Raw genomic sequence first — 12935 nt, 5'->3', positions numbered from 1 at the left:
ATCTCCATTTTTAAACATTATTTACCACGCCCTTTAGAATCATTACTCGCAAACAACTAAATCACTATAGATTCACCTCTCGTTTTTGTAACTTTGCTCTCGTATGTCAGATATTATTCAGTTGTTACCAGATGCGATCGCGAACCAAATTGCTGCGGGGGAGGTTGTCCAACGTCCAGCTTCTGCTGTAAAGGAACTAATCGAGAATGCGATCGACGCAGGGGCAGATAGAATTAAACTTATCGTCAAGGATGCAGGTAAGTCATTGATACAAGTTGTCGACAATGGATGCGGCATGAGTGTTGCTGACGCGCGGAGCTGTTTTGAGCGACACGCGACATCTAAAATACGTAAAGCTGAAGACCTTTTTGCGATTCGTACGATGGGTTTTCGCGGCGAAGCGATGGCCTCAATAGCTGCTATCGCACAAGTAGAACTGAAGACAAAACGCGTTGAGGATGAACTTGGAAACGTCGTGGAGATTGAGGGGTCAAAAATAATCAAACAATATCCCGAGGGGCTGGTAAACGGGACTAGCATAAGTATTAAAAATCTATTTTACAACATACCAGCTCGACGTGCATTTCTAAAAAGCAACGCCGTGGAGATGCGTCATATAATCGATGAGTTTCAACGTATCGCCTTATCACACCCCGAAATTTTTCTGACGTTACATAGTGATGGCAATGAACAGTTTCATCTTCCTGCCGAATCGCTAAAACAACGTATCATCCATATTTTTGGAAACAGCTATAATCAGCGCCTTGTTCCGATTGAAGAAGAAACCTCGATCATCAACTTAAATGGTTTTATCGGTAAGCCCGAATTCGCAAAAAAAACACGGGGAGAGCAATTCTTCTTCGTAAACAACCGCTTCATCAAAGACCCGTACCTCCATCATGCTGTTATGAATGCATACGAGGAGATTCTTCCCGCAGACACTTATCCGCTGTATGTGTTGTCAATTAATATTGATCCCTCGAAGATTGATATAAATGTACACCCGACCAAAACAGAGATAAAATATGTGGACGAGAAATCCATTTATGCGATCCTTCGCTCGGCCGTTAAACGATCCCTCGGCCGATACAACATCACGCCTACCTTGGATTTCGATCAAGAGACGAGTTTCAGTAGTTTTATTTCCACCAAACCTATTGAAGAAATTCAAGCACCGACAATAACATTCAATCCGAATTTCAACCCCTTCGAAGATCGAAAGACATCCTCACGATCCTCTGACTACGTTGCTGGATTGGAGAAAAAAACGGGGATGCCTAAAAACTGGGACACCTTATACGAAATATCGCAACAAGCCAATCCAGAACAACTCACGCTGATTTCCGATAATTCGCAAGAAGATGATAGCCGCGCGCCGGCAGTGCAAGAACGAAATAATAGCGTAGAATCAAAGAAGCAATTTTTTCAACTTCACCATCGATTTATCGTATCTCAAATACATTCGGGTTTTATGCTTATCGATCAGCAAGCAGCACACGAGCGAATTTTATTTTCACAGTATAAAGAACAGCTCGAGAATAACCAAGGAACAAGTCAACAGAGCCTATTTCCGCAAACTGTCGAGCTAAGCGCGTCGGATTTTGCGTTGATGGAAGAAATCTTGCCCGAAATTCAAACGCTGGGCTTCCAGCTGCGCGTTTTAGGAAAATCGACATTTGTCGTCGACGGTATTCCTGCTGATCTGGGAACGGGAATAAATGAAAAAACGATTCTCGAACAGCTATTGGAAGACTTTAAAAATAACAAAGATGCCTTACAACTGACTAAACGTGATAACTTAGCCCGAAGCCTAGCCAAAAATGCAGCTATCAAACCCGGGACACCGTTGACCGGTCAGGAGATGGCCGAATTATTCGATAAATTATTCGCAACCGAATCTCCGAGTATATCCATACACGGTAAACCCATCATAATCACAATAACTCTTCAGGAATTATTGGAACGATTTAATAAAAACGAACGTTAAACGAGCTATAAAAAATGAACAACCTATTTTCAAATTTAACACCAGTAGTAAAAAACTTACTCATCATAAACGTCTTGTGTTTTGTTGGCTCGGCGATCTTTGAACAATCTACACGCTTTTTTGGTGTCTACTATCCGGACTCTCCGTTTTTCCACGTGTGGCAGGTAATTACCTATATGTTTATGCATGGCGGACTCTCCCACATCTTTTTTAACATGTTTTCACTGGTCATGTTCGGACCAATCATCGAACATATGTTAGGCGCCAAACGCTTTTTAAATTTTTATCTTATCTGTGGTATCGGTGCGCTTATCCTACAGTATGGCGTGCAAGGATTCGAAGTACACCAAATTGCGGGAACCTTTAAAGCCTCTGAGTTACTCAACTTTGACATGATTAACAACCGGGTAACCTCTGATTTACAAGTAACACAGTCACAATTTTCAACTTTAGCGTCCATTTATGGAACACCACTGGTAGGTGCCTCGGGTGCTATATATGGCCTCCTACTCGCCTTTGCGTACCTATTCCCTAACATGCCGCTCTATTTATTTTTTATCCCCGTACCGATCAAAGCGAAAATTTTTATTCCTATATTAATTTTTATTGAAATATATTTGGGGTTCTCAAACGGAGGCGGTTCAATTGCCCATCTTGCTCATGTGGGAGGCGCCTTGTTTGCATTCATCTTACTAAAAATGTGGAAGATCAGAAGGGGTATGTAAGCAAAATGATTGGCAAAACGAACATTAAGTGCATTTCGAGTGTTACACTCAATACAACGTTTCCGTTTTAAAGTGGAGAAAAAAACAAAACGGACAGTATAATTGATGAATTTGTAAAAATAGAGAAGAACCAGCAACCGATGAAAGAGCCTGTTTTAAAAACTTTCTGGAGGGATACTTATAAAAGCGATTCACCGATTCCTTTTATCATTACCGCACAGGTCCTCGTATTTGTGCTGATCCATATTTTTGATCTGCTTCAAGAAATTGGGGTATTAGCAACACCGTTATATGAATATGCAGTTCAATATTTGAGCCTCCCGGTAACGTTCAGCGAATTCATAACGCAACCCTGGTCATTGTTTACCTTTCCTTTTTTATACACAGATCTATTTTCAATCCTTTTTGATTGTCTATGGTTATTTTGGATGGGAAACACCTTCATGGTATTTCTAAATAAACGGCAGTTTCTATTTGTATTTTCTAGCAGCTTGCTTTTAGGCGGCGTAGCTTACCTTCTACTGGGCCTTATACCTGCCTTATATGGCTTTTCGCAGTCCAGCTTTACCAATACGGGATCTTTTGCACTTGGCGCTGTTGTCGCCGCAACGGCGACTTTAGTACCGAAATCGGAAATTCGGTTATTTTTGTTCGGTAATGTATCGATGAAAACCATTGCCATCGTATATATCTGCATTGAGCTTATATTTACAGCAATTGCTGACAAACCCGCATCATTAGCCTTTATCCTGTCGGCTGTATGGGGAATTCTATATATTAAGAGTCTACAACAAGGAAACGATTTTAGTCTTTTTCTAAAATCGTTCAAAAGATCTAAGCTCAAGGTTGTTCACAACGTGAATTCCACCTATTCGCACCATAGCCACAGAAATGATTCAGATCTTCCAAACCAATCTGAAATAGACGAAATATTAGATAAAATTTCAGTTGGAGGTTACGAAAGCTTATCTTCACTGGAAAAGGAAATCTTATTCAAAGCGAGTAAGAGTGAAAACTAATGACATGCTAAAAAAACATCGTCTAAAAAAAAAGCTCGGCTTATTTAGTAAAACTATATTCCTAATAAATATAATCGCCGTACTTTTTTTACTCATGAGCTATTCGGCGACCATGATCAACCCACGGACATTTTGGCCATTTGCTTTTTTAGGCTTAGGGTATTTGCCTATTCTGATTATAAATTTATTTTTCGTCGTATATTGGCTGCTGCGAAGACCTAAAGTTGCTTTGTGGACAATTATCCCTATTCTTTTGGGTTGGAATTTGCTCGGTCAACACCTAGGCATGCGCGCAAAAAAAGAGGAAACAACGAAAACTGATAGTGCGTTGCGCGTCATGACTTTCAATGCCCATCTATTCAGCAAAGTAAAGGGTAAATCATCCAATGAAATCAAGACGCAAGTCGCTGACTTAGTAAAACGTGTGCAGCCCGATGTGCTTTCTATCCAAGAATATTTCAGCAAAATTAAGGGTACGAAGCAGTTCACTGACCAGCTACTAGGCGACGGTAATTTCCCGTATTTCTTCTTTGAACCTGCAATGCAGAGCGAGCATGAAGGCTATGGACAAATCGTATTCTCAAAATACCCTATCGTCTATTCCGGTGTAATCACCAAAAACGAATTTGGAATAAACCGCATCATATTTACCGATATTGTTAAAGGCAATGATACGGTTCGTGTTTACAATGTACACCTTCGCTCATTTGGGCTACAGTCGGAAGATAAAGCATTCATTCAAAACCCATCTACCATACCTAATGACGAACACACCACCAAACGAGTCGGACGAAAACTGAAAACAGCATTCGAAGCACGCGAAAAACAAGCAGCGGGATTACGCGAGCACATCGATTCGGCAAAATACCCGGTGATTGTCATGGGGGATTTCAACGACACCCCGATGTCTTATAGCGTCAACCTCATTGGAAAAGACCTTATAAATACGTTCAACGAAAAAGGACAGGGTTGGGGAGTAACACATTACGAGATGCTACCCATACTCCAAATTGACTACATTTTTTGCAGCAAAAGTTTCCAGGTGGAGCAGTATAAAATCGTAAAAGAGAAATTATCCGATCATTATCCGGTTTGGGCCGATATACACCTGAATCGATAACACGAACAGTGAACCTCGGTTAAGGACTGATCAATTCCTTATCCACATTGTCAATATATTCCAAGGATCGTTTAACGAAAGCATCGTCACGGTTCTTCACTTTGAAATACGCTTCTCGACCGAAATAATATCGTCCAACGAGGGCTTCAATATCCGATTCGATCAACTGCCGCAATTGCCTACTCTTTTGATCACTCAAAACGAAGCCTTCGGATCGAACAAATTCTACAAATGCGCGGTATTCATTATCGGGGAGATGGTATCCCTGTAAAAAGTTTTCAATCGAGTAAGCAGGCAATTTTTTTGTGAAACGAGAATATACAAATTGCTCGATAAAACTATACTGTATCAAATCTTGGTAAAATAAACTTAGTGCATTTGAATCTTGCGCCACATGTATATCAGGCAGAATACCTCCGCCACTGTAAACTTTTTTTCCGGCACCGGTCTCAAAGGTTTTCCCGTGAGCATACAAGGTATCGAGCGCCCACAGACCACTATACATACTGGTATAATCGAGCATATTGGACCAATTCGGCGAATATTTCTTTTGAATGCTCCTTCCAAGAGGCGTAAAATAACGCGCAATGCTAAGATTCACCGATGAACCGTCCGAAAAGTCAAATTGTTCCTGCACAATACCCTTTCCATAGGAACGTCTTCCGATTATCACCCCACGGTCCCAGTCCTGCACTGCTCCTGCAACGATTTCGCTCGCCGAGGCCGTATTTTCATTTATCAATATGGCAAGGGTCCCCTCCGTAAATTCGCCTGACTCATCTCCGTGATAATCGTGACGATCTTCGTGGGCTCCCTTTGTATAAACAATCAACCGACTATCATTGAAAAATTCACTTGCAATCTTGACGGCAATATGAAAATAGCCGCCACCATTATCACGTAAATCCATAATAAGTTTGGTCGCGCCCTGTTTCTTAAGTTCGACTACAGCACGTCTAAATTCGTCGGCTGTGTTGATTCCGAAGCGTCTGACCTTAAGATAACCTACTCCCGGACTAATTATATAAGCGACATCTATGGAGTTTACGGTAACCTGATCCCGAATAACCCGTATTGGCGTTTCGAGTTCCTGCCCATCCCTTGCTATATGAATGTCCAACGCCGTGCCTCGGCGTCCACGAATTAACTTCTCAACACGTTCACGTGAAACGTTTACGCCAGCTACAGCCGTATCTGCAATTTTCAAAAGCTTATCACCTACTCGAAATCCGGCCTTATCTGCCGCCGCCCCGTTAATCAACGACACGATTACTAAGGAATCATTTAGATTAAAATACTCCATACCTATACCTTCGAACGTACCCTCAAGTATTTCTGTTTGGCGCTGCGCTTCGTTGGGTATCAAATAACTGGAATAGGGGTCTAAATGTGAAATGATGTGATTTATTGCACCATTTTGAACAGAATCAATGTTCACACTGTCAACATAAGCTTCAGCAATTAAATCAATCAACTGTTGCATTTTCCAGCTATTGTTCGACAGCCCAATAGGCACAAGCGTATTACCGGGCTTACTTCCTTGCTCATTCACATAGTTCTGCCCTAGCAATATGCCGAGTAATAACACTGCCGCATACGTCGCAGCAACAAAAATATTTCGTTTAGTACCTTTTTGCATTTATAACCGTTGGTGCAAAATTAAAATGTTTTCGCGAATTTACCGTTGTTAAGTTAACAATGTATTTGTACAAATAACAGTCTAATGCATTAAAGTGTCTAAAATTTTGGTAATATTTGAGATATAATTAGATAAACGTGCACGAGATTGAACCATACTACAATTGGCGCGACGAATATATCGCTGCCGACGATGAAAACTCTCCGTTCTTTGGGACCATATATAGCGAGTTTGAATACGATAAACAAATTTATAATTTCCTGTTACACCCGCAATGGGACGACTTTGGGTCTCCAACCCTATATTTAAAAGTATTGTTTATCGATTACGAGAAAGGATTTACGACCATCGAGCTTATCGGTGAATGGAACGACGCTATTCATAATGACATCATGGTGCTCAAGCGAGAAGTAATAGACATCTTGATCGCCCAAGGAATCGATAAGTTCTTGTTAATTGGTGAGAATATTTTAAATTTCCATGGTTCGGATGACTCCTACTATGAAGAGTGGTTTGAAGACACCACCGAGGGATGGATCGTCGGGCTAAACTTCCGACCTCATGTTGTTCAGGAGTTCCAACTTTTAGGGATCGACTACTATATACACTTCGGCGGGCAGCTAAATGAGTTTCCTTGGCGGACGTTGAAACCCCAGCAACTTTACCATCATATCGAAAAGCAGATCAACAACAGATTAGGTAGCCATTAAAATGCGGATGAACGGTTCTTTCTGTTCGCCGTAGATGACGTGATTTTAGCACCGTATCTGCTATATTTTCATTACCTTTGTCGTTCGAATAAATACGTTAAATTATGTCATTCAGAATAGAAAAAGACACGATGGGCGAGGTTCAAGTTCCTGCAGACAAATATTGGGGAGCACAGACCGAGCGTTCGCGCAACAACTTTAAAATTGGTCCTGGCGCATCAATGCCAAAAGAAATTATTGAAGGTTTTGCTTATTTGAAAAAAGCAGCGGCTTATGCAAACCACGAATTAGGCGTACTTCCTATTGAAAAACGTGATGCTATTGCTGCTGTCTGCGATGAGATACTGGCAGGCAAATTAGATGATCAGTTCCCTTTAGTGATTTGGCAAACCGGCTCAGGAACACAATCAAATATGAATGTCAATGAGGTGGTTGCAAATCGTGCACAAGTCCTTGCTGGCAATGTTATTGGCGAAGGGGAACCAGTATTAAAAGCAAATGATGACGTAAACAAGTCACAATCCTCTAACGACACGTTCCCAACTGGAATGCACATTGCTGCCTATAAAGCAGTGATAGAAGTAACCATCCCAGGGGTAGAAAAACTACGGGACACATTACAACATAAATCTAAACAATTTATGAATGTTGTTAAAATTGGACGTACACACCTGATGGATGCAACACCGATTACGCTAGGACAGGAAATATCTGGTTATGTGGCGCAGCTAAATCACGGTTTAAGAGCCGTTAAAAACACCCTAACACACCTTTCCGAACTTGCTTTAGGTGGTACGGCCGTTGGAACAGGATTAAATACGCCGCAGGGCTATGACGTAACCGTCGCTAAACACATCGCTTCTTTCACAGGACTACCGTTCGTTACGGCTGAAAATAAATTTGAAGCCCTGGCCGCTCATGATGCAATCGTCGAGACCCACGGCGCTTTGAAACAACTTGCAGTATCGTTAAATAAAATTGCTAATGATATCCGTATGCTGGCTTCCGGCCCTCGTTCTGGAATTGGCGAGATTATAATCCCTGAAAATGAACCAGGTTCCTCAATTATGCCAGGCAAAGTAAACCCTACGCAGTGTGAGGCTTTAACAATGGTCGCCGCCCAAGTAATGGGTAATGACGTTGCAATCACGATCGGTGGTACACAGGGACATTACGAACTCAACGTTTTCAAACCGGTTATGGCTGCAAACTTCTTACAGTCTGCTCTACTGATTGGTGATGCCTGCGTGTCTTTCAACGATCACTGTGCAGAAGGGATCGAACCAAACAACAAACGCATTAAAGAACTCGTTGATAATTCGTTAATGTTAGTTACGGCATTAAATACAAAGATCGGTTACTACAAAGCTGCAGAAATTGCGCAAACAGCACATAAAAACAACTCTACGTTAAAAGAAACCGCCATCGCATTAGGTTATGTTACAGCTGGAGAGTTCGACGAGTGGGTTAAACCCGAGAACATGGTTGGTAGCTTAAAATAACACGGTGAAAATTTTTTCAAATACAAATATACTAACAAAGGCATGTCTATCATTATTGATAGGCATGCTTCTTCTTACTAACGCTTGTGTACGTCACTCAGAGATGCAAACTGAAGGATCATCTTTCTTACAAGGTATTTGGGTACAGGATAGCATCCCCCATCAAGAGCAAATGTTAGATTACACCCTGCATCAGTTTAAGTTCATTTGTGACTCAATGTACACCACAATGGACGTTCACGCCAAGATGCAACGTATTCCCGACTCGTGCTACAATGATGGCCATTGGACCGAATACGCCAAAGGGGTGTATGTTGTTCGAGGCGACAGTCTAATTGGCGAAGGAGTATATACCAAACCTAATGGCAAATACAAAGCTTCAGGTTGTTATAAAACAGGGACGTATCTGCCACGATATCGCATTGCGTTTCACAGTGCCGACTCCCTAGTTCTGGAAAGTCGGTTTGACCAACGCCCGATCGTTCTTCGCAAAACACAAAATATCTCTTGCGTACCGAAACGCCGCTGGGAGGATTAATTTATCCCCAGCTAGCTGAGAAATAACCATCTAGCTGGAAAAATAAAAGTGGGTTTGCACCGGGATCAAAAGCGCTTTTTAGTTAATCAACTTATTATCGTCGCTGGCCGACTTAAGCGTATGCTTTTTTAGCTCAGTTTCCGCCTGCAATAGTTCCTGCTCTACTACTTTTCGTTTTTCACGTCCTTCTCGTTGTATCTGCAACACCTGATCGATAGTAGCGACAATATCTTGGTTCGCCTTTTTGATCGTTTCAATGTCTACGATACCACGTTCGGTTTCTTTGGCAATATTAATTGTCGAGTCTTTCAACATTTGTGAATTACGTGTAAGTAGTTCATTGGTTGCATCGGTAATAGCCTTCTGCGCTTCGAGTGCTCGTTGTGAATGTGCAATACCGAGCGTGAGCACCATTTGATTCTTCCACAAGGGGATGGTATTAACGAGAGATGATTGTATCTTCTCCATTAAAGCAGAACTGTTATTTTGTATTAAACGAATCTGCGGAGCAGTTTGAAGAACTACCATACGCGTTAATTTCAAGTCGTGAACTTTACGTTCGAAACGAACAACGTGCTGCTCCATGTCCTTATAGGCTTGAACTTTATGCTGGTCGCCGGATTGCTCAGCTTCAGCTTTCAACTGCGGTAAGGTTGTCCCATGTGCTTCCTCGAGCTTTTGTTCACCAGCAGCAATATACAAAGAGAGCTCTTTAAAATAGTTCTGATTCTCCGTAAACAACTTATCGAAAATATTTACATCCTTGGCCAAATTCTTGTAATGCCCCTCCATTTTGAGTTCAATCTGGTGGATGTTGGTCTCAACAGACTGGTACTCGGTTTTCATCCGCTTCACTTTTTTCTTTACATTATCAAAAAAAGGGATCAGAGGCTTTTTGTTTAGCTTCTCATCAAAGGATTTTATATCTGACCGCAAATTAAGCAGGATATCTTCTGCCCCACCCATATCGCGGGTACGAACCTGTTTAAGAATTTCGTTGGAGAAGTTGCTAACTTTCGTTTGACTGCCCACACCGAACTGGATAACGTCCGTGGTGGACGTTAAATTGATTTTATCTTTATACTGTTGGATCGCATTTTTTTCCTCCGGTGTAAAATTTACATCAAGCGACTTATTTTTGTTCTCATTATTATCATCACTTACCGTTAAATCAAGGTTAGCCATATCTATTCTTTTAAAAGGTTTCTATTTTTTAGTGTTTGAATATACACATCCGTCTCTGCAGACACATCGAGTATCCCCATTTGAAACTGATTGGTTACCTCCTGTTCGATCGCTATCGCAGCCTTGGAAATAACATCTTCCAGTTTACGCATCGATTCCGCGGTAATGTTGTTGTATAGGTTCGAATTTTCAATTTCATCGTATTTCATGAGCACATTCACAACGGTGGCGTGCCGCACTAGAAATTTCTCGGCTTCCTGCTTATCATTTTTTTCAAGTAGTTGAAAGAGATGAATAATTTTATCTATATTTTGATGAATCAAGCGGTTGTTTATCTCTTTACGCCAGTGCAGCAGCCGCTCAATAAATAACTGCGGGGTGTCAAGGGTAGCTTGGGGTAGTGATTGAAGCCTGTTGCGTGAAGATGCCGTCGGTATCCAGGCTAGTGTACGAATTTCGCCAAGCTCCAATCGTTGTAATAACGGCTTGGCCCTGTTCAAAAGCAAGCCATTTCCTACAATATAGGAAGTTACCGATCCCGCCAGCGTAAGTAACATGCCCGTTGAGAAGGCCCCAAAATAGAATATAAATGAAGCGAACAAGCCAATTTCGACCAACAAAAGTGCAATTCCTGAAGCATACCAAGATCTAATTTTACCCTTTTTCGCCTGGGACAACATAACGAAGGGAAATAAATGGACAGGCAACGGAATAATCATAACAATCGATATGAATGTCCATGTCAGCTTCTGCAGCTCCCACCGTTTTGTCTTTTTTGTGGCAAATCCCATGATGCAATTTAATTATTTTTTACCATTACATTGTAGCGTTCTCAAAATGTTATTAAATCTAGGCCTCAAAATAACGATTTTCTGACACGTTAGTGCAAGATTTTAATAGCGCGCCGGTTAGAACGCATAAAATGCCTGTGACTGAAATAGGCAGCGGGGCGGCACATGTTGAAGTTGTTCTGTTTTCATTACCTTTAAAAATGCAATCTATGCCCATACCTTATATTTCAGCCCTACGCGTATTAGCCACGATACTCGTCATTCTAATTCATGCCTCCACGGGTTACTTAAATCATTTTGATGCGAAAGCCTTCAATTGGAATTATGCCAATACGTTAAATAGCTTTTCTCGTTTTAGTATTCCAATTTTTGTGATGATATCCGGGGCTTTGTTGCTCGGCAAAAAGGAAAATACACTGGATTTCTACAAGAAAAGACTGGCAAAAATTTGTATTCCCTTTGCCATATGGACACTGATATATTTGATTTATTATTTTTACCGTTACACTCCGTTCATTGTACTACCTTTTCCCCAGGTCGTCGAAACGAGTATCCAAAAGATATTGCACGGTGCTAGTGCGCATTTATGGTTTCTGTATATGATTGTGGGGTTATATCTGGCTATTCCCTTCCTGCGAATGATTGTCCATCAGGCAAGTCAAAACGAAATGGTCCTTTTACTCGCGCTGTGGGCAGCATCCCTACTGATCATGAACAACGAGTTTAACAGCTATTTACCCGCAGTGGACCTCACGGTTTTTTCAGGATATATTGGGTATCTATTTCTGGGGTATTTTTTGGCAAAAAAGGATTTTAATGTATCCTGGTGGCTATTACTAGTACTCGCTGTAGCCGTCGGGGTTTTGAACACTTGGGGAACGTTCCTCCTCAGCAGCCGCGCCGAGACATATACCCCAACATATTACAACTACTTAGGGGTGAACAATGCGCTATTATCAGCAGTGGTATTCCTGTTTTTCAAATCTGTAGTTAAAAAACCCTTGCCACATTGGATCCATCAAATTGACACCCATAGCTTTGGCATCTATTTGGTGCATATCATTGTTTTAAACTTTGTACACCCACTTATCACTCTTCCAGTCGTTTGGAAAATACCCGCAGCAACGATTTGCACGCTTTTTCTATGCCTTATTTTTTGTATGATCGTACGTAAAACTCCCGGAGGGAGATATCTTGTTGGGTAATCCCCGTAAAATCAAACGTTACCAGACCTTTCGGATTATGGGCACTGGCAACGCGTGTTTTTTGTAGAGGCTACTGTTTTTCGTATATGTACATATCGGCGAGCTCGCCATCGATCACATTACCATCCGCATCAAGCTGAATCAGTTTGTTCTCACCAACTTTCAATTGAACGTTTGTTTCGTCCGCTCTCAAATGGACGATTGAACCGTTATCATGCCACATAAACTTACCATTATCCTTATTTATCGTGTTACGTTCAAGATATTCATTACTGATGGCAAATGTTTCATCACTGTTAAGGGTGATGATACTCTTAATTCCCGGGCAATCTGCGCATGGAAGAGTCGTTTCATACGTACCCGCCCAATCGAGCGAGTTTTGGGAGGTATGCTCGGTATCCACCACGGGTTCCATGGTGTCTAAAGCAGGCGATTCTACACTGTCCGAAGTCGTGGGCTGTCCGCATGAAAATAAACATACAGATAGCGCAAATAATGGTAATAAAAATTTCAT

General features: G+C 41.5%; 12 protein-coding genes. 8 read left to right on the top strand and 4 right to left on the bottom strand.

Annotated features, from left to right (window positions below; all coding sequences use genetic code 11):
- The first annotated feature begins 103 nt into the window (after positions 1–103).
- The 4 genes from mutL (at position 104) to FM107_RS00220 (ending at position 4851) form a co-directional block, all read left to right on the top strand.
- Positions 104–1987: a DNA mismatch repair endonuclease MutL gene (gene mutL, locus FM107_RS00235; RefSeq protein WP_086946522.1), complete on the top strand. Its 1884-nt coding sequence runs from the start codon at positions 104–106 to the stop codon at positions 1985–1987.
- Positions 1988–2001: 14 nt separating this feature from the next.
- Complete coding sequence (locus FM107_RS00230) at positions 2002–2712, top strand: rhomboid family intramembrane serine protease (protein WP_086946521.1); 711 nt, start codon at positions 2002–2004, stop codon at positions 2710–2712.
- Between the two features lie 140 nt (positions 2713–2852).
- A complete protein-coding gene (locus tag FM107_RS00225) occupies positions 2853–3731 on the top strand; it encodes a rhomboid family intramembrane serine protease (RefSeq protein ID WP_086946520.1) in 879 nt (292 codons plus the stop codon).
- Positions 3732–3735: 4 nt separating this feature from the next.
- Positions 3736–4851, top strand: coding sequence for an endonuclease/exonuclease/phosphatase family protein (locus FM107_RS00220; protein ID WP_086946519.1), 1116 nt, complete (start codon positions 3736–3738; stop codon positions 4849–4851).
- A 19-nt stretch (positions 4852–4870) separates the two neighbouring features.
- Here the strand turns inward: FM107_RS00220 and FM107_RS00215 are convergent, their stop codons facing one another.
- On the bottom strand, positions 4871–6490 hold the full coding sequence (locus FM107_RS00215) for a S41 family peptidase (protein ID WP_086946518.1): 1620 nt from the start codon (positions 6488–6490) through the stop codon (positions 4871–4873).
- 137 nt (positions 6491–6627) lie between these two features.
- On the opposite strand from FM107_RS00215, the gene FM107_RS00210 reads away from it, so the two are divergent.
- The 3 genes from FM107_RS00210 to FM107_RS00200 all read left to right on the top strand — a co-directional run bounded on the left by FM107_RS00210 (position 6628) and on the right by FM107_RS00200 (position 9240).
- Positions 6628–7200: a hypothetical protein gene (locus FM107_RS00210; protein WP_086946517.1), complete on the top strand. Its 573-nt coding sequence runs from the start codon at positions 6628–6630 to the stop codon at positions 7198–7200.
- 104 nt (positions 7201–7304) lie between these two features.
- A complete protein-coding gene (gene fumC, locus FM107_RS00205) occupies positions 7305–8702 on the top strand; it encodes a class II fumarate hydratase (protein ID WP_086946516.1) in 1398 nt (465 codons plus the stop codon).
- A 103-nt stretch (positions 8703–8805) separates the two neighbouring features.
- Positions 8806–9240: a fumarate hydratase gene (locus FM107_RS00200; RefSeq protein WP_256959244.1), complete on the top strand. Its 435-nt coding sequence runs from the start codon at positions 8806–8808 to the stop codon at positions 9238–9240.
- A gap of 78 nt (positions 9241–9318) precedes the next feature.
- On the opposite strand, the gene FM107_RS00195 is transcribed toward FM107_RS00200, so the two are convergent.
- Both FM107_RS00195 and FM107_RS00190 read right to left on the bottom strand, forming a co-directional pair.
- Entirely contained in the window at positions 9319–10425 is a 1107-nt protein-coding gene (locus tag FM107_RS00195) for a toxic anion resistance protein (RefSeq protein ID WP_086946514.1), read from the bottom strand.
- 2 nt (positions 10426–10427) lie between these two features.
- A complete protein-coding gene (locus FM107_RS00190) occupies positions 10428–11216 on the bottom strand; it encodes a hypothetical protein (protein ID WP_086946513.1) in 789 nt (262 codons plus the stop codon).
- 131 nt (positions 11217–11347) lie between these two features.
- Here FM107_RS00190 and FM107_RS00185 point away from each other — a divergent pair, with 131 nt between their 5' ends.
- Positions 11348–12421: an acyltransferase gene (locus tag FM107_RS00185; protein ID WP_086946512.1), complete on the top strand. Its 1074-nt coding sequence runs from the start codon at positions 11348–11350 to the stop codon at positions 12419–12421.
- A gap of 70 nt (positions 12422–12491) precedes the next feature.
- Here FM107_RS00185 and FM107_RS00180 read toward each other — a convergent pair whose 3' ends face one another.
- Positions 12492–12935 (bottom strand): copper resistance protein NlpE, encoded by a 444-nt coding sequence (locus tag FM107_RS00180; protein WP_086946511.1) that lies wholly within the window; start codon positions 12933–12935, stop codon positions 12492–12494.

The sequence above is a fragment of the Sphingobacterium sp. JB170 genome (genome assembly GCF_900163865.1).
GTDB lineage: Bacteria > Bacteroidota > Bacteroidia > Sphingobacteriales > Sphingobacteriaceae > Sphingobacterium.
This window is presented reverse-complemented; position numbering and strand designations above follow the sequence as displayed.